Origin of the sequence: Streptomyces sp. NPDC053474, assembly GCF_044544845.1 — a bacterium.
In the GTDB taxonomy this organism is placed as follows: Bacteria; Actinomycetota; Actinomycetes; order Streptomycetales; family Streptomycetaceae; genus Streptomyces.
This window is the reverse complement of sequence record NZ_JBITXV010000001.1, coordinates 65,181-82,964: the sequence shown is the minus strand read 5'-3', so window position 1 is coordinate 82,964 and position 17,784 is coordinate 65,181. Positions and strand designations below refer to the sequence as shown.

Genomic DNA, 17,784 nt, shown 5'->3' with positions numbered 1-17,784 from the left:
CGCGCCACCGGCATGTCCGCATACGTTCGTCCCGCTGCGAGCCGCCGGGCCAACGGCGGCTCCCCATAGGGCAGATCGGGGGTGCACGCGTGCGCATAGGACTGCTTACGGAGAGTGGCTATCCGTATGTGGGCGGTGAGGCCAGGCTCTGGTGCGACCGGCTCGTGCGCGGGCTCGGGCGGCACGAGTTCGACGTCTACGCGCTGAGCCGCAGCGCCCGCCAGGAGGCGCTGGGCTGGGTCGACCTGCCCCCGCAGGTCCGCCGGGTGCACAGCGCCGCGCTGTGGGGCGAGGCCGCCGGGCGGTCGGTGCTGTGGGGGCGGCGCCGCGCGGGCCGACGCTTCGCCGAGTGCTTCGCGGAGCTCGCGGCGGGGATGACGGGCACGTCCGGGGAGGTGACGGGCGTGTCCGGCGGGATGACGGGCGTGTCCGGCGGAATGGCGGGCGCGTCCGGCGGGACGACAGGCGCGTCCGGCGAGGTGAGGGGCACGTTCGACGGGGTGGCGGGCGCGTCCGACGAGTTGGCGGACCGTTTCCGCAGCGGCCTCTACGGCCTCGCCGAACTCGCCCGCGACACCGGCGGGCTCGCCGGGGCCCTGCGCTCCGAGGACGCCGTACGCGCCCTGGAGAGCGCCTGCCGCGCGCCCGGCGCGCACCGGGCCGCCCGCGCCGCCCGCGTGCCCGACCTGCTCACCGTCGCGGCGGACCTGGAGCGGACCCTGCGCCCGCTCTCCCTCGACTGGTACGACGACGACACGCTCGGCGCCGTCGACCTCTGCCACGCCACGGCGGGCGGCGCCGCCGCGCTGCCCGGCCTGCTCGCCCGGCACTTCGCGGGCGTCCCCCTGCTCGTCACCGAGTACGGCGTACGGCTGCGGGCGCACTACCTGGCGGGCGCGGGCGCCGCCGCGGAGAGCGCGCCCGCGCGGGCGCTGCTCGCCTCCTTCCACGGCAGGCTCGCCGCCGAGACCTACCGCGAGGCCACCGTCATCACCCCCGGCAACGCGCACGCCCGCCGCTGGCAGGAGCGGTGCGGCGCCGACCGCGCCAAGCTGCGCACGGTCTACCCCGGCCTGGAGGCCGACCGCTTCGCGGAGGTCGGCGAGCGCGAGGAGCCCGGCGAGCCGCACACGCTCCTGTGGGTCGGCCGGGTCGAGCCCGCCAAGGACCTGATCTCCCTCCTGCACGCCTTCGCCGAGGTCCGCAAGGAAGAGCCCGGGGCGCGCCTGCGGATCGTCGGCGCCCTCGCCGACGGGGAGGGGGCCGCGGCGTACCTCGCCCACTGCCGGGCGCTCGCCGCGCAGCTGTTCCCCGACGAGGCCGAGGACGCGCACACCGTCGGCGCCAATCCCGTCTCCTTCGAGGAGATCGGCAGCCCCGAGGCGCCGGACCTCGCCGACGCCTACGCCGGGGGCGGCGTGGTCGTCCTGTCCAGCGTCGTCGAGGGCTTCCCCATCAGCCTCATCGAGGCCATGCTCTGCGGCCGCGCCACGGTCTCGACGGACGTCGGCGCGGTGGTCGAGGTCATCGGTGGCACGGGTCTCGTGGTGCCGCCCCGCAACCCCCGGGCGCTCGCGCAGGCGTGCGTGCAGCTGCTGCGCGACCCCGAGCGCCGCGCGCGCCTCGGTGCGGCGGCGCGGGCCCGGGCGCTCGAACTCTTCACGGTCGAGCAGAACATCGCGGCATTTCACGGCATTTACCTGGAGATCGTCTCGCACTGCCCGGTACGCCGCGAGACCGTGAACGAGGCGGGCGAACCGGTGCCGTTCGCCCACCCGGCCGAGGCGTCCGTGCCCGGCCGGTGGGCCGTCGGCGGCCGCCTCGCGGGCGCGGCCCCCCTCGGCGGGCCCGTCCCCCTCGGCACCGCCGCGACCACCGCCCCGAGCTGGGCCACCCGCTACGGCCTGCGGGAACACCTGGGGGAGGTGGCGTCGTGACGGGACGTGACGCGGCGGCGCTGCGGGGCGGCGCGACCGGCTGGAGTGGGGGCGCGGAGGGCCCGGGCGGCGGCGCCTTCGCGCCGGGTCGTGGCGTGGAGGCTCTGAGTCGTGGTGCGGAGGCCCTGAGCCGTGGCGTGGACGCGCCGGGTCGTGGCGTGGAGGCTCTGAGTCGTGGTGCGGAGGCCCTGAGCCGTGGCGTGGACGCGCCGGGTCGTGGCGTGGAGGCCCTGAGTCGTGGTGCGGAGGCCCCGAGCCGTGGCGTCGACGCGTCGAGCCGTGGCGCGCGGCCCCCCAGGCGCGGCACCGGTGACCCCGTCAAGGCGCTGCTCCACCGGCACCGCGAGCTCTGTGAACGGGCCGTCGACCCGCTGGAGATCGCGGCGGGCCTGGAGGCGCACGGCGTCACCGACCGCACGGCCGCGCGGTTCCGGCACCGCGACGTGTTCGCCCTCGCTGAGGAGATGTACGCGCGCGTGCCGCGCGACAGCGACGAGTGGCACGCCCTCGACGCCCCGGGGGACGGCAGCACCGGCCGACCGGCGGGCACCGCCCCCGAAGTCCACGCCGCCTGGCCCGTGTTCGCGCTGCTGCCCGGCGCGGTGTGCGCCCTCACCGTCGCCGGGCTCGCCCTCACCACGGGCGGCGTGCGCCTCGCGGTGGGCCTGGGCGGCGCGCTCGCCCTCGCCGCCACGGCCCGCGTCGCCCTGCGCCACGGCCCGCTGCGCACCCCGCGCCCCGCCGCGTCGGCCACGCGCGCGTGGACCGGCTGGCTGCTCGCGTACGCCCTGTTCGGCGAGGGGCTGCTGCGCGCCGCCGCGCCGGGCGGGACGGCCCTGCCCCCGGCGCCCTCGGCCCTCGCCGCCCTCGGGCTCGCCGCCGCCGTCGCGCCCGGCACGGCGTGCGCCCGGCTCTTTGCGGTGCGGGCCCGCAGGCGGCTCGGCAGGAGCCGGGGGCTCGCCGACTTCGCCGCGTCCGTACGCCCCCTCCTGCTCGGCGTGTTCGCGCTCTACGCGATCGCGGTGGGCCTGGTACTTGCCGGAGCCGACGCCGCGCTCGGCCTCCTCGGCGCCGCGGGCCCGGGCGGCGTGACCCCGTGCCTGGGCGTCGGGGCGCTGGCCGCGCTGCTGTGGCTCGGCCGCCTCCTCGCGGCGCACGGCTCCACGCGCGCGCCCGCCCTCGTGTACGCCGCGGTCGGCGCGACCGGCGCTGCGGCCCTGGCCCTCGCGTGGGCCGCCCGCCTTCCGGGCTGCGGCCTCCTCGCCACGCCGGTGGAGACCGCGGCCCTCGCCTGGGGCGCGCCCGCCGCCGCCTGCGGGGCGGGGGCCGCGCTCCTGCTGGCCCGCGCGGTCCGCGTGCTCGGCCGCGCCTCGGCGCACGCCTGCGGGGGTGCGGCATGAACGCGTGCGCCGCCCCTCAGGGCCCGCGGCACCAGGGCCCGCGGCACCAGGGCCCGCGGCACCAGGGCCCGCGGCTCCAGCGCCCTAGGCGTCAGCACCCCCGTGGCACACCCCCCGACCACCCCGCCCCCGAACGGCCCGAACTCCCGCCCCCGCGGCCCCGGCACGGGCCCCGGCGGCGCGGGCCCCGGTCGCGGCGGGCCGCGCCGGTCCATCCGTTAGCCCACAACCGGCACCACCCTGAAGGAGAAACGCAGATGACAAGGCCCAGCATCCGAGCGTCCGTCCCCGGAGGCGCCCGATGAGGGTGTTGCTGATCGGAGCCAACGGATACCTCGGCCGGTTCGTCGCCGACCGGCTGCTCGCCGACCCGGCGGTCCAGCTCACCGCGCTCGGCCGCGGGGACGACTCGGACGTACGGTTCGACCTCGCCAGCGGCAGCCCCGGCGCGCTCACCCGCTTCCTGGACGCCGTACACCCGGGCGTCGTCATCAACTGCGCGGGCGCCACCCGCGGCGGCGCCCGCGAACTGACCCGGCACAACACCGTCGCCGTCGCCACCATCTGCGAGGCCCTGCGCCGCAGCGGCTGCGGCGCCCGCCTGGTGCAGCTCGGCTGCGGCGCCGAGTACGGCCCGAGCCAGCCCGGCTCGTCCACCGCTGAGGACGCCGTGCCCCGCCCCGGCGGCCCCTACGGCGTCAGCAAGCTGGCCGCCACCGAACTCGTCCTCGGCTCCGGCCTGGACGCCGTCGTCCTGCGGGTGTTCTCACCCGCGGGCCCCGGCACCCCGGCCGGATCGCCGCTCGGCCGCCTCGCCGAGGCCATGCGCCGCGCCATGCAGTCCGGCGACGGCGAGCTGAAGCTCGGCGGGCTCGGCGTCCAGCGCGACTTCATCGACGTCCGCGACATCGCGCGGGCCGTGCACGCGGCCTCGCTCTCCGCCGCCCAGGGTGTCGTCAACATCGGCTCCGGGCGCGCCGTGCGGCTGCGCGACGCCGCCGCCGTGCTCGCCCGCGTCGCCGGCTACGGCGGCGCCCTGCACGAACTCGACCAGCCGCCCGGCAGGCCCGGCCTCCACCCGCGGGCCGACGCCGAGCACGCCGCGCCCGCCGCCTACCCCTACCCGGACGGCTGCGGCAGCTGGCAGCAGGCCGACGTGCGCACCGCGCGCGACCGGCTCGGCTGGCGGCCGCGCATCAACCTCGAGGAGTCGCTCGCCGACATCTGGATGGAGGCCGCATGCCGCATCTAGGCCGCACACCGCGCCCCGGCCCCACCCCCCGGCCGGGCCGCGGACCGCGACCCACGGGCACGACGGCCCTCGGCCCGCGGCCCGTCCCGCGCGTCGGCTTCGGCGTCCCCGGCACCGCCCACCCGCTGCTCGCCTCCGCCGAGTGGGCCGAACTCACCCGGTCCCACGACTCCTTGCACTGGGTCGTCCTGAACGTCGCGGGCGGCCCGGGGGACCGGCCCGACCCGCACTGCCTCGACGCCGCGGGGCGCCTACGGAACGCGGGCGTCCGGGTCCTCGGTCACCTCGACGCGGCGTACGGCGCCCGGAGCTTCGGCGAACTCGTCTCCGACGCCCACCGCTACCTCGACTGGTACCTGGTCGACGGCTTCTACCTCGCCCGCTGCCCCACGGAACGCGCGGCGCTGCCCGAGGTCCGGCGCACCGTCACCACCCTGCGCGCGCTCCTCGGCAGGGCCCACGTCGTGTTCGGGCACGGCACCCACCCGTACCCCGGATACATCGAGAGCGCCGACCAGTTGGTGACGTTCAGCGGCCCCTGGAGCGACTACCGCTGGTCCCAGGTCGCCGAGTGGACCGCCGACTACCCGCCCGAGCACTTCTGCCACCTCGTGCACGGCGTACCGCGCGGCCACCTCGACGAGGCGCTGCGCGTCGCCCGCTGGCAGGGCGCCTCGACGATCTACTTCACCGACCGCACGGACGGCGGCGGCAGCGGCGCGGGCGGCGACCCCTGGGAGGCCCTGCCCGGTTACTGGGACGAGATCGTCTCGCGTATCGGACCAGGTGTCTCGGAATGAAGAAGGCCGTGGCAGTGTTACGGAGAGAACAACCGTTCCGCATATCCGACCAACGGAGTCTCCGTGTCGCTGCCACCCCTGGTCGAGCCAGCATCTGAGCTCACCGTCGACGAGGTCCGCAGGTACTCCCGCCACCTGATCATCCCGGATGTCGGGATGGACGGGCAGAAGCGGCTGAAGAACGCCAAGGTGCTCTGTGTGGGCGCCGGCGGCCTCGGGTCACCGGCGCTGATGTACCTCGCGGCGGCCGGTGTCGGCACCCTCGGCATCGTGGAGTTCGACGAGGTCGACGAGTCGAACCTGCAGCGCCAGATCATCCACAGCCAGTCCGACATCGGCCGCTCCAAGGCCGAGTCGGCCCGCGACAGCGTCCTCGGCATCAACCCGTACGTCAACGTGGTCCTGCACGAAGAGCGGCTCGAAGCCGAGAACGTGATGGACATCTTCAGCCAGTACGACCTGATCGTCGACGGCACCGACAACTTCGCGACGCGCTACCTGGTCAACGACGCCTGCGTGCTCCTGAACAAACCGTACGTATGGGGCTCCATCTACCGCTTCGACGGCCAGGCCTCGGTGTTCTGGTCCGAGCACGGCCCCTGCTACCGCTGCCTCTACCCGGAGCCCCCGCCCCCCGGCATGGTCCCGTCCTGCGCCGAGGGCGGCGTGCTCGGCGTGCTCTGCGCGTCCATCGGCTCCATCCAGGTCAACGAGGCCATCAAGCTCCTCGCGGGCATCGGCGAGCCGCTCGTCGGCCGCCTGATGATCTACGACGCCCTGGAGATGCAGTACCGCCAGGTCAAGGTCCGCAAGGACCCCGACTGCGCGGTCTGCGGCGAGAACCCCACCGTCACCGAGCTCATCGACTATGAGGCCTTCTGCGGCGTCGTCTCCGAGGAGGCCCAGGAGGCGGCCGCCGGTTCGACGATCACTCCCAAGCAGCTCAAGGAGTGGATCGACGCCGACGAGAAGATCGAGATCATCGACGTCCGCGAGCCGAACGAGTACGAGATCGTCTCGATCCCGGGCGCCAAGCTGATCCCGAAGAACGAGTTCCTCATGGGCACCGCCCTGGAGAGCCTGCCGCAGGACAAGAAGATCGTCCTGCACTGCAAGACGGGCGTCCGCAGCGCGGAAGTCCTCGCCGTCCTGAAGTCCGCGGGCTTCGCGGACGCCGTGCACGTCGGCGGCGGCGTGATCGGCTGGGTGAACCAGATCGAGCCCGAGAAGCCGGTCTACTAGACGCCGGGCCACACGGCCCACCGCCTCGGCCCCAGCGGCCCCCGGGTGACTGCACCCGGGGGCCGCTCGTCATGGCGCGCAGACCTTGCCGTCGCGCGGGACCTCGCCCTTGAGCAGATAGTCGTTGACCGTGCCGTCGACGCAGTCGCTGCCGTTGCCGTACGCCCCGTGGCCCTCGCCCTTCCACGTCAGCTGGACGCCGACACCCTCACCCAGCTCGTCCGCCATCTTCCGGGCGCCCTCGTACGGCGTCGCCGGGTCGCCGGTGGTGCCGACGACGAGGATCGGGGCGGCGCCGGGAGCGCTCACCTCGGGCGTGTCCCGCAGACCGGCCACCGGCCAGTCGTGGCACCAGCCCGCCGTGTCCCAGGCCATGAAGCCGCCGAACACCGGTGATATCTCCCGGAACTCGGCGAGCCGCGCCTTGGCGTCGGCCGCCGTCGGCCGCTCCTTGGCGTCCCGGCAGGCGATCGCGCGCTGCGAGTGGCTCTGGGTGCTGTACGCGCCGGACGCGTCCCGGTCGTTGTACGTGTCGGCCAGCTCCAGGAGTCCCGAGCCGTCGCCCTTCTCGGCCTTCTCCAGGGCGTCGGTGAGCACCGGCCAGGTCTGCCGGCTGTACAGCGCGACCGTGATGCCCGTCGTCGCGAGGGACTCGGTGAGCCTGCGGCCGGGCGTGGACGTCCGCAGCGGCTTCGCGTCCACGCGGCGCAGTAGCTCGGCTATCTTCCGCGTGCCCGTGGCGGGGACCTCGCCGGAGGACCTGAGGTAGTTCTCCAGGGCCCGCTGGAAGCCCCGGGCCTGGTTCCGCGCGTGGCCCACCGCGCCCGCCGTCGGGTCGACGACCGCGTCGAGGGTGAGGCGGCCCACCTTCTTCGGGAACAAGTGGGCGTACGTGCCGCCCAGTTCGGTGCCGTACGAGATGCCGAAGTAGTGCAGCTTCTCGTCACCGAGGACCTGCCGGATGACGTCCATGTCGCGGGCCGCGTCGGCCGTCGAGAGGTGCGGCAGGAGCTTCTTCGCGGCCCGCGCGCAGCCCGCGCCGAACGCGGCCGCGTCGGCCAGATACGCCTTCTCCTCGGCCCGGGTGTCCGGCGTGGGGTCCGTCTTCTCCGCCGCCTGGGTCTGCCGGTCGCTGCGGCAGCGCACGCCCTCGCTGCCCGCGACGCCGCGCGGGTCGAAGCTCACCAGGTCGTACCGCTCGCGCAGGTCGCCGTAGGCACTCGCGAACGCCGGGAGCATGGAGACGCCCGAGCCGCCGGGACCGCCGAAGTTGAACAGGAGCGAACCGATGCGGTCGCCGCGCTTCTTCGCGGTGGACGCGGCGCGGATCAGGGCGATGCCGATGGTCTCGCCGTCCGGCTTCGCGTAGTCCAGCGGGACCTTGAGGGTCGCGCACCGCCACTCGCCGCCGGGCGGGGCGTCCTTGCCCGAGCCCTCGCACGCGCCCCAGTCGAGCCGCTGCGAGACCACGGCCGCGGGCAGCGTGGACGACGGGTCCGGCCGCGGCTTCGGGTCGGCGCCCTGGGCCGCGGGGCGCCCACCGCTTCTGTCGCCGCCCTTGCCGTCCTTGCCGCCCTGGTCGTCGGACGAGCCGGTGCAGCCCACGGCGAGCGCGGCCACCAGGGTCGCCGCGGTGGCCAGGGCCGCCGACCGTACGAAACGCGGCATGTCTCGCTTCCCCCCTCGAAAGAACGTCCGGCCATCCTAGGCGGGGCCACTGACAGCGCCCCGGCACGCCCTCGGCCGCGCGCCCCTCAAGTGCCGGACGGGACCGGCGCCTTGCCCGTGCCGCAGACCGTGCCCGACCTCGGCACCGTGCCCTTCAGGAGGTAGCCGTCCACGGCGCCCCGCACGCAGGCGTCCCCGCTGTCGTACGCGCCGTGCCCCTGGCCCTTGTACGTCAGCTCGACGCCCACGCCCTCACCGAGCGCGTCGACCATCTTGCGGGCGCCCTCGTAGGGAGTCGCGGGGTCCCCGGTGTTGCCGATGACGAGGATCGGCGCCGCTCCAGAGGCGCTGACGTCCGGGTGGTCGGCCTCGCCCGGCACGGCCCAGTCGGTGCAGCTCAGCATGCCCCACGCCAGATAGTCGCCGAACAGCGGCGAGGCCTCCCGGAAGCGGGGGAGCTTCGCCTCGACGTCGGCCGTCGTGTACCGGGGCTTGTCGTCGGCGCAGTTGATGGCGACGTTCGCGGCCGACAGGTTGCTGTACTCCCCGTCCTCGTTGCGCCCGTTCATCGAGTCGGACAGGAGCATGAGGATCCGGCCGTCGCCGTCGTAGGCCTCCTGGAGGCCCTCGGTGAGGTAGGGCCAGAAGTCCTGGGAATACAGGGCCTGCACGATGCCGTTGGTCGCCGCGGTCTGGGTGAGGCGGCGCGGCGGGAGGCCGGGCAGCGGCTTGGCGTCCAGGTCTTTGAGGAGCTTGGCGATCCGGCCCTTGACGTCGTCCTCGGTGTCGCCGACGGGGCAGTCGTCCTTCTGGGAGACGCAGTCCTTCGCGAAGTTGTCGAGGGCGAGCTGGAAGCCCTTGGCCTGCCCGAGGGAGCCCTGTTCGGCCGTCTCGGTGGGGTCGACGACCGCGTCGAACACGGCGCGGCCCACGTTCCTGGGGAACAAGTGCGCGTAGACACCGCCGAGTTCGGTGCCGTAGGAGATGCCGAAGTAGTGCAGCTTCTTGTCGCCGAGCACTTGGCGCAGCAGGTCCATGTCGCGGGCCACGTCGGTGGTGCGCACATGGGGGAGCACCTTGCCGGAGTTCTCCTCGCACGCCCCGTTGAACTTCTTGACGTTGTCGATGAACTCCTTGCGCTCGGTCTCGTCGTCGGGCGTCGCGTCCTGCTGGAAGTACGTGTCGAGCTGTTCGTCGTCCTCGCACCGCACGCCGTCGCTGCGGCCGACGCCGCGCGGGTCGAAGCTCACCAGGTCGTAGCGGGTGCGCAGCTTCGCGTAGTCGGCGCCGAACGCGGGCAGCGTGGTGACGCCCGAGCCGCCGGGGCCGCCGAAGTTGAACACGAGCGAGCCGACGCGCTCGTCCTCGGCGCCACTGGCCCGGGCGCGGACCAGCGCGATGCCGATCGTGTCGCCCTCGGGCTCGTCCCAGTCCAGCGGGGCCTTCAGGGTGGCGCACTGCCACCGCGCGCCCCCGGGCAGCGGCGACGGGGCCCCGCCGCCGCCCTCGGCCGCGGACGGCGCCGGGCAGTCCTTCCAGCTGAGCTTCTGGTCCGGCCGGGCCTCGTCGGCGGCGTCGGCACTGTCCGAGGCCCCGTCACCGCAGGCCGCGAGCGCGGTGGACAGCAGGACGGCGGTGGCGGCCAGGGCCCTGGCGCGCGGCGGGAGCTTGGGCATGGCTCCATCCTGCGGGGGAGCAGGGCGGGGCGCTCGGGGCGCGAGCCGTGCGGGTGACCTGGCCGCCTCCGGGGCGTACGCGGCCGGGACGGCGGCGCGCTACAGCTGGCCCTTGCGGGTCAGGTGGTTGAAGAACAGCCACCCGGGGAGCACCGGGAGCCACAGCGTGAGCAGCCGGTACAGCAGCACGGCGGGGGCGGCCACGTCCTTGGGCACGCCCACGGCGACGAGGCCGAGCGTGAGCGTCGCCTCGACCGCGCCGATGCCACCGGGCGTGGGCGCGGCCGAGCCGAGCGCGTTGCCCGCGAGGAAGACCACGGCGACGCTGGCCAGGCTGAGGGTGCCCATCTCCTCGCTGGCGAACGCCCGCACGGACGCGTCCAGGCACAGTACGAAGAAGAACGTCAGGAGCAGCATCCCGCCGATGCCGGTGAGCAGCTTCTGCGGGCGCTGCAGGACGTCCAGCATGCGCGGCACGACACCCGCGAACAGCGACCTCACGCGCGTGACGACGATCTTCCGCAGGAACGGGATGGCGGTCACCACCAGGACGAGCACCGCCACCGACAACAGGCCCGCGATGACCGTGCGCGACGGGGTGAGCGACGGCGTCTTCTCGGTGCCCGTCAGATAGCCGAAGATGAGCAGCAGCAGGATGTGCGAGCCGAGCCCGAACAGCTGCGAGGCACCGACGCTCGCCACCGCGAGCCCGGAGCGCACCCCGGACCGCTGGAGGAACCGGGTGTTCAGCGCGACACCGCCGACCGCCGCGGGCGCCACGATCTTCACGAACGACCCGGCGACCTGCGCGGCCACTGCCCGCAGGAACGGCACCCGCTCCGGCACGAAGCCCAGCAGGCTCATCGCCGCCGCGAAGTAGCTCAGCGCCGAGAACACCACGGCCGCGGCGACCCAGCCCCACTCGGCCTCTCCGACGATGGTGCCGAAGTCGACGTGGGTGAGCTGCGAGAGCAGGAAGTACGCGCCGATGGCACCGGCGATGAAGCTGATCAGCGTGCGCGGCCTGATCCGCTCCAGCTGCGCGGGCTCCACGGGCGCCGTCGGCCGGATCCGCAGCACCTGGTGGCGGATCTGGGTGAGCAGGTCCTCCTCGCGGGCCTGCTCCAGGGCCTCGTCTATGGCCTGCTTCTCGGCCTGCTTCTCCGCGCGCAGCGACTTGCGGGCCGCCGCCGAGTCCGGGGCCTGCTCCTCCGGCCCGCCCTCGCCGCGCGCCACCTTGGCCCGCTGGGACGCTTCCAGGACGGCGTCGCGCTCGCGCTGGGCGCGCTCGCGGGCCCGCTTGCGCAGCGTCGCGCGCGTGGAGCGCGTCAGGGCGATCGGCTGGAGCAGCGGCAGACAGTCGGCCACGGCGTCGGGCCCGAGCACCTCGACCGCGGAGGCGACCGCGCGCTCCGCGCCGACGCGCAGCCCGAAGGCGGTGAGCAGCTGCGCGATGTCCATCCGCAGCACCAGGTCACCGGCCGCGATCTCACCGCCGCGCAGATCCGTCAGGATCACCCTGCCGGAACGATCCACCAGGATGGCGTCCCCGGCGAGCCTGCGGTGCGCGATCCGCCGCGACTGGAGCGCCCGCACCTGCCGCCAGGTCTCGCGCAGCAGCTCGTCGGTGAGCACCGCGTCGGGCAGCGAGTCCAGGGTCCGCCCGCCCGTGTGCTCGTAGACGAGGATCACCGCGTCCGGGCCGAGCTCGGAGGTGGCGATCAGCTTCGGCGCGTTGGCGCCCGCCGCGATCGCCGCGTACGCGAGGAGGGCCTCCTGCTCCAGCGCCTGGCGCAGCGACTGGAGGCTGCGCCGGGTGGTGATGCTGCGCAGGGTCAGACGGCGCCAGACCCGGTAGAAGAAGCCCTGTGCCTGCTGCTCGCGGTCGATGACCGTGACGTCGAGCGGTGGCCCGTCCTCCAGCGTGACGAAGTAGCGCCGGCCGCGGTCCCCCTGGTCGGTGCTGTCCCCGGCGTCCTCGCGGGCGGCGCTCACCGGGCGGAAGCCGACGTGCCGCAGGCCCGCGAGCAGCGTCTGCCCGGTGGGCTGCACGTTCGGCGAGCCGACCGCGTACAGCGTGCCGTAGGCGACGGTCCAGCCGATGAGGACCGTCAGGATGATCGAGAACGGTGTCGTGTTGCCCGACACGAGCATCGTGAACGCTTCGAGCAGCAGCACCACGAGCAGGACGACGCGCCACCGCGGACGGCGCGCCATGCCCACGGCCGTCATGTACGCGATGACCGGGGCGAGATAGCCGTGCACCGGGTCGGTCAGCGCGTGCACGTCGCCGGGCGAGGGCTGTGTCAGGGCGTCCTGGATGGACTCGGGGGCTCCTCTGGCGACCCACAGGTCGGTGGCCAGGGTCACGCCGTGCGCGAGGACGGCCGCGAGGACGCCGTCGGCGATGCGCAGCCCGTCCCGCTTGATCAGCCGCTCGATCGCGAACGCCACGGGCACGAGCAGGACGCCGATGCTCGCGGTCAGGCCCGCCAGCTTCATCAGCAGGTCCGGCGGCTCGCCGGTGCCCGCGTTGATGTCCTGCTCCAGGCCGGACGTCGTGCCGTGGGCGAACGCGGAGATCGCGAGGAGCACGGCGATCGCCAGCATGCCGATGAGCAGCCGCATCAGGTCGGAGGGGCGGTGCACGCGCGCGGGGAGCAGCGGCTCGTCGCCCTCCACGCGCTCGGCGTAGGAGTCGTCGGCGCAGTCGATGTCGAAGCCGGGCACCTCCGCCGGGGCCGCGGCCTGTGCGGGCGCGGCGTCCGCGGGGTGCGGCCCGGCGGGGTGGGAGGCGGTGGGGTGCGGGTCCGTGGGACGCGGCTTGGCGGAGCTCGGCCCGGAGGCGTGCGGCTCGGCGGGGGGCGGTTCCGTGGGGCGCGGTTCCGTGGGGCCGGACGGCTGCTCGGCGCGGGTCAGGGCCCGCGATTCCCGGCCGTCCCCGTCGCCGACGGTCTCACCGGTACCGGGACGTGACATGTCCGCGGAGGTGCCAGCCGTCTTGTCGGAATGCACGCTCTGCTGCTCCGTCGCCTCTTCTTGATCTCGTATCACCAGTCACCGCCCGCATGATGGTGGCATGCCCCGCCGACAACGGGGGGCATCAGGGGGCAATCCGGGGGCGCGAAACGGTCACGATTTGCCACATCGGACCTAGTCGTACACGCCTCCACACGCTCCGTATCCGACCGGTCACCGTGTCGGTGGCATGGGGCAGGATGGTCCGGATGAGCGAGGAGAGCGGAGCGGCAGCGGAGCTTCCGGAGTACGCGGAACGCGTCCTGGAAGTGGCGGAAATGATTCCCCCGGGCCGGGTGATGACGTACGGAGACGTCGCCGAGTGGCTGGAGGAGGGCGGCCCCCGCCAGGTCGGCCGAGTGATGGCCCTCTACGGAGGCGCGGTGCCGTGGTGGCGCGTGGTCCGCGCTGACGGCGCCCTGCTGCCCGGCCACGAACTGCGCGCCCTGGAGGCCTACCGCGCGGAGGGCACGCCTCTGCGGCAGGCGGGCCGGACGACGCAGGGACACGTGCCGCGCATCGACATGCGCCGGGCGCGCTGGGACGGCGGGACCGCCACCGACGGCCCGGGCGAGCGGCCGCAGGCTCCGGAAGGTCACATCTGACAGCTTCCGGCATCCGGGCACGCGGCGGTGGGCCGCTAGTGGCCCGTACGGGGGAAGCCACCCGTCCCACACGGACACTGGCGTAGCGTCGACAGCACGCATGCACCCTCACCCCGTGACCGCCTCGCGGCCACACCTCGATCAGAACACCCATCAGGACCGGCGACCCACGTGAGCTCCACTTCCTCCGCACGGCACGCGCGTCACCCCTCGTACCAGCAGGTACGGCAGGGGGCCACGGGCGCCTACCGACTGGTGCGTACCCCGCCGGTCGCCGCGGACCCCCCTGAGCTGGACGCACGCCAGCGCGCCGTGGTTGACCACGACGGCGGCCCGCTGCTCGTTCTCGCAGGTCCGGGCACCGGCAAGACCACGACCCTGGTCGAGTCGGTCGCCGCGCGCGTGGCCAAGGGCACCGACCCCGAGCGCGTCCTGGTGCTCACCTTCAGCCGCAAGGCCGCGGTGGAGCTGCGCGACCGCATGGCCCACCGGATAGGCGCCGCCGACGCCCCGCAGGCCACCACCTTCCACTCTTTCTGCTACGCCCTGGTCCGCGCCCACCAGGACGCCGACCTGTTCGTCGAACCGTTGCGCCTGCTCTCCGGACCCGAGCAGGACGTCGCCGTCCGCGAGCTCCTCGCCGGGCAGCTCGGCCTCGCCGATGAAGGCCTCGCCCGGGTCCGCTGGCCCGACGAACTGCGCGCCTGTCTGACCACCCGCGGCTTCGCCGACGAGGTCCGCGCCGTCCTCGCCCGCAGCCGCGAGCTGGGCCTCGGCCCCGACGCCCTCGACGCCTTCGCGCGCCGCAGCGGACGCCCCGACTGGCGCGCCGCGGCCGCGTTCCTCGCCGAGTACCTCGACGTCCTCGACCTCCAAGGAGTGCTCGACTACGCCGAACTGGTGCACCGCGCGGTGCTGCTCGCCCACCGGCCCGAGGTGGCGCGGGCCCTCGTCGCGCAGTACGACGCCGTGTTCGTGGACGAGTACCAGGACACCGACCCCTCCCAGGTGCGCCTGCTGCACGCCCTCGTCGGCGGCGGCCGCGACCTCGTCGCCTTCGGAGACCCCGACCAGTCGATCTACACCTTCCGGGGCGCCGACGTGAACGGCATCCTCCGGTTCCCGTCCGACTTCCCGCGCGCGGACGGCACCCCGGCGCCGGTCGAGGTCCTGACGACGTCCCGCCGCTCCGGCGCCCGACTCCTCGCGGCCACCCGGCTCCTCGCCCGGCGCATGCCGCTGACCCGGCTGCCCGCCGAGAAGGTGCGCGCCCACCGCGACCTCGCCGCCGTCAGGGACGGCGGGCGCGTGGACGTCCTCACCTTCCCCACGGCCGGTACGGAGATCGACAACATCGCGGACATCCTGCGCCGCGCGCACCTGGAGGACGGCGTCCCCTGGAGCGAGATGGCCGTCCTCGTGCGCGCGGGCGCCCGCACCCTGCCCTCCTTCCGCCGCGCCCTCACCGCCGTCGGCGTCCCCCTGGACATAGACGGCGACGACATCCCCCTGCGCCAGGAACCGGCCGTGACGGCGCTCCTGACGGCCTTGCGGGCGGTGGCCACGGCGGAGGACCAGGGGCGGTCGGGGGAGGGTGCGACGGGGGCCGTGACGGGGGCTCAGGCACGCCCGGACAGCGAGGGGGTGCCTTCGGGCTCCCAGGGGGTGCCATCGGGCCTCCAAGGGGTGCCTTCGGGCCTCCAGGGCGTGCCTTCGGGCGCCCAGCAGGTCGAGGGCCAGGCGCGCTCAGGGGGTGCCGGGGATGACGGCCGGGCCGCCCCCCAGGTCACCCCCGCCTGGCTCGGCACCGAAACCGCCCTCGCCCTGCTCACCTCCCCACTCGCGGGCATGGACGCCGCCGACCTGCGCCGCCTCGGCCGCGCCCTGCGCGAGGAGGAGCGCGCCGCGGGCAACCCCCTGCCGCCGCCCTCCGACGAACTGCTCGCCCGCGCCCTCGCCGAACCGGAGCGGCTCGTCGCGCACGACCCCTCGTACGCGAAGGGCGCCCAGCGCCTCGGCGAACTCATCGGCCGGGCCCGCGCGTGCCTCGCGGGCGGCGGCACCGCCGAGCAGGCGCTGTGGGAGCTGTGGGACGGCACCCCCTGGCCGCGCCGCCTGGAGCGCGCCGCCCTGCGCGGCGGCGCGGCGGGCCGCAACGCCGACCGCGACCTCGACGCGGTGTGCGCCCTGTTCGCCACCGCGGCCCGCGCCGAGGAGCGCACCGGCGGCCGGGGCGCCCTGAACTTCCTGGAGGAGATCGAGGCCCAGGACATCGCTGCCGACACGCTCACCCGCCGCGCCGTGCGCCCCGACGCCGTACGCCTCATGACGGCACACCGCTCCAAGGGCCTGCAGTGGCGCCTCGTCGTCGTCGCGGGCGTCCAGGAGGGGCTCTGGCCCGACCTGCGCCGCCGCGGCTCCCTCCTGGAGGCCGACCGCATCGGGCGCGACGGCATCGCCGAACCCCTCACCCCCGGAGCGCTGCTCTCCGAAGAGCGCCGCCTGTTCTACGTCGCCGCCACACGCGCGCGTGAACGCCTGGTCGTCACCGCCGTCAAGGCGCCCGCCGACGACGGCGACCAGCCGTCCCGCTTCCTCACCGAACTCGGCGTCGAACCCAAGGACGTCACGGGCCGCCCGCGCCGCCCACTGTCGGTCTCCGCCCTGGTCGCGGAGTTGCGCGCCACGACCGTCGACCCGCACGCGTCGGACGCCCTGCGCGAGGCCGCGGCCCACCGCCTGGCCCGCCTCGCCGGGCTCGCCGACGCCGACGGTCGCCCTCTCGTGCCCTCCGCGCACCCCTCCCGCTGGTGGGGCATGCACGAGCCGACGGCCAGCAAGGCCCCCCTCCGGGACCGCGACAAGCCGGTCACCCTCTCCGGCAGCGCCCTGGACCAGCTCGCCAACACCTGCGCCCTGCAGTGGTTCCTGGGCCGCGAGGTGAAGGCGGACGCGCCCGCGACCGCCGCCCAGGGCTTCGGCAATGTCGTCCACGTCCTGGCCGACGAGGTCGCCTCCGGGCACACCCCCGCCGACCTCGACGTCCTCATGGAACGCCTCGAATCGGTGTGGGACGCCCTCGCCTTCGACGCCCCCTGGAAGTCCGACCAGGAGAAAGAGCACGCGCGCGTAGCGCTCGAACGGTTCCTCCAGTGGCACGTCAGCGGCGCCCACGCGGGCCGCACCCCCGTAGCCAGCGAGCACGGCTTCGACGTGACCCTGGAAGCAGGCCCCTACGAAGTGCGCGTACGCGGCTCCATGGACCGCGTCGAACGCGACGGGGACGGCCGCGCCTACGTAGTCGACTTCAAGACCGGCAAACAGGCCCCCAGCGCCGCCGACGTCGCCCGCCACCCCCAGCTGGCCGTCTACCAGCTCGCGCTCCGCGAAGGCGCGGCCGACGACGCCTTCGGCGGCACCCGCCCCGAGGCGGGCGGCGCGGAACTGGTGCACCTGCGCCAGGGCGCCGCCAAGAAGGACGGCGGCGACACCCTGCCGAAGGTCCAGGCACAGCGGCCCCTGTCCGGCGACGGCGGCGACTGGGTGGCCGACCTCCTGGCCACCGCCGCGGGCAAGGTCCTCGACGAACGCTTCACGCCCGCAACGGGCCAGCACTGCACCCACTGCGCCTTCCGCACCTCGTGCAGCGCCCTCCCGGAGGGCCGCCAGGTCGTGGAGTGAACCCGGCTGCCATACTGCGGACTCATGCCGCTAATGTGCTTGGAACGGCTGCACCAGGGCAACGCTGTTAGGCTCTGCCAAGAGTTGAGTTGGGCCTTGACGCAGCCACGTGCCCTGGAGGGCCAGATCCTTCAAGGCACTCGGATAGCCGTACGAAACCCTCCTGCTACGGCAAGTTGGCTGCCAGCCTGCAAGCGCGGTCGGCGTGGTTTGTCTTGACTCCCAAGTTGTACAGCACGCCCTTGCATGCTGCCTGACTTGCCACTTGGCTTAGCGAATCCCGGTGCTTGTACGCGCCGTCGCAAATTGCCTTCACTTTCGAGCCAACTGTGTAGCCCTTCTGCTTCAGGTAGTACGTGCAGTCGTAAGCTGAAGCCGCAGCTGGCGCCGCCGTCGCGATCGGCATAGCCGCCGCCGCACCCGCGAGCATGCTCACTGCCACAAGGATTCGCTTCGCCTTCAGTGATTTCATGCTTCTCCTTGCTGGTGATCGATTGGTTAACGA

11 protein-coding genes are annotated in these 17,784 nt (G+C 74.3%); 7 read left to right on the top strand and 4 right to left on the bottom strand.

Going from position 1 to position 17,784, the window contains the following annotated elements; genetic code table 11:
- Positions 1-89: 89 nt before the first annotated feature.
- The 5 genes from ACIG3E_RS00350 to moeZ all read left to right on the top strand — a co-directional run bounded on the left by ACIG3E_RS00350 (position 90) and on the right by moeZ (position 6,631).
- Positions 90-1,937 carry a glycosyltransferase gene (locus ACIG3E_RS00350; protein WP_399609476.1) on the top strand — a complete coding sequence of 616 codons (1,848 nt, stop codon included), beginning with the start codon at positions 90-92 and terminating at the stop codon, positions 1,935-1,937.
- Positions 1,934-3,337, top strand: a complete 1,404-nt coding sequence (locus ACIG3E_RS00345) for a hypothetical protein (protein WP_399609474.1) — start codon at positions 1,934-1,936, stop codon at positions 3,335-3,337. Before ACIG3E_RS00350 ends, ACIG3E_RS00345 begins: the two co-directional genes overlap by 4 nt.
- Positions 3,338-3,638: 301 nt before the next feature.
- Positions 3,639-4,589 carry an NAD-dependent epimerase/dehydratase family protein gene (locus tag ACIG3E_RS00340; RefSeq protein WP_399609472.1) on the top strand — a complete coding sequence of 317 codons (951 nt, stop codon included), beginning with the start codon at positions 3,639-3,641 and terminating at the stop codon, positions 4,587-4,589.
- Positions 4,577-5,389, top strand: coding sequence for a spherulation-specific family 4 protein (locus tag ACIG3E_RS00335; protein ID WP_399609470.1), 813 nt, complete (start codon positions 4,577-4,579; stop codon positions 5,387-5,389). Before ACIG3E_RS00340 ends, ACIG3E_RS00335 begins: the two co-directional genes overlap by 13 nt.
- A gap of 63 nt (positions 5,390-5,452) precedes the next feature.
- Entirely contained in the window at positions 5,453-6,631 is a 1,179-nt protein-coding gene (gene moeZ, locus ACIG3E_RS00330) for an adenylyltransferase/sulfurtransferase MoeZ (RefSeq protein WP_399609468.1), read from the top strand.
- Between the two features lie 69 nt (positions 6,632-6,700).
- On the opposite strand, the gene ACIG3E_RS00325 is transcribed toward moeZ, so the two are convergent.
- From ACIG3E_RS00325 to ACIG3E_RS00315, 3 genes are all read right to left on the bottom strand, one after another.
- Positions 6,701-8,299, bottom strand: coding sequence for an alpha/beta hydrolase (locus ACIG3E_RS00325; protein ID WP_399609466.1), 1,599 nt, complete (start codon positions 8,297-8,299; stop codon positions 6,701-6,703).
- 86 nt (positions 8,300-8,385) lie between these two features.
- On the bottom strand, positions 8,386-9,975 hold the full coding sequence (locus ACIG3E_RS00320; protein WP_399609464.1) for an alpha/beta hydrolase: 1,590 nt from the start codon (positions 9,973-9,975) through the stop codon (positions 8,386-8,388).
- A 99-nt stretch (positions 9,976-10,074) separates the two neighbouring features.
- Positions 10,075-13,029 (bottom strand): YbhN family protein, encoded by a 2,955-nt coding sequence (locus ACIG3E_RS00315; RefSeq protein WP_399609462.1) that lies wholly within the window; start codon positions 13,027-13,029, stop codon positions 10,075-10,077.
- 164 nt (positions 13,030-13,193) lie between these two features.
- On the opposite strand from ACIG3E_RS00315, the gene ACIG3E_RS00310 reads away from it, so the two are divergent.
- Both ACIG3E_RS00310 and ACIG3E_RS00305 read left to right on the top strand, forming a co-directional pair.
- A complete protein-coding gene (locus tag ACIG3E_RS00310; RefSeq protein ID WP_399609460.1) occupies positions 13,194-13,598 on the top strand; it encodes an MGMT family protein in 405 nt (134 codons plus the stop codon).
- A 171-nt stretch (positions 13,599-13,769) separates the two neighbouring features.
- The gene (locus tag ACIG3E_RS00305) at positions 13,770-17,279 is read left to right on the top strand and encodes an ATP-dependent helicase (RefSeq protein WP_399609458.1); all 3,510 of its coding nucleotides are present in this window, start codon (positions 13,770-13,772) and stop codon (positions 17,277-17,279) included.
- Positions 17,280-17,445: 166 nt separating this feature from the next.
- On the opposite strand, the gene ACIG3E_RS00300 is transcribed toward ACIG3E_RS00305, so the two are convergent.
- Positions 17,446-17,751, bottom strand: coding sequence for a hypothetical protein (locus ACIG3E_RS00300; protein ID WP_399609456.1), 306 nt, complete (start codon positions 17,749-17,751; stop codon positions 17,446-17,448).
- Between the last annotated feature and the right edge of the window lie 33 nt (positions 17,752-17,784).

Bases quoted from the DNA above. Each gene is read 5' to 3' on its own strand.
- ACIG3E_RS00340 (WP_399609472.1), top strand. From the start codon at position 3,639: ATGAGGGTGTTGCTGATCGGAGCCAACGGATACCTCGGCCGGTTCGTC.
- ACIG3E_RS00335 (WP_399609470.1), top strand. From the start codon at position 4,577: ATGCCGCATCTAGGCCGCACACCGCGCCCCGGCCCCACCCCCCGGCCG.
- ACIG3E_RS00325 (WP_399609466.1), bottom strand. From the start codon at position 8,299: ATGCCGCGTTTCGTACGGTCGGCGGCCCTGGCCACCGCGGCGACCCTG.
- ACIG3E_RS00320 (WP_399609464.1), bottom strand. From the start codon at position 9,975: ATGCCCAAGCTCCCGCCGCGCGCCAGGGCCCTGGCCGCCACCGCCGTC.
- ACIG3E_RS00310 (WP_399609460.1), top strand. From the start codon at position 13,194: ATGGTCCGGATGAGCGAGGAGAGCGGAGCGGCAGCGGAGCTTCCGGAG.
- ACIG3E_RS00300 (WP_399609456.1), bottom strand. From the start codon at position 17,751: ATGAAATCACTGAAGGCGAAGCGAATCCTTGTGGCAGTGAGCATGCTC.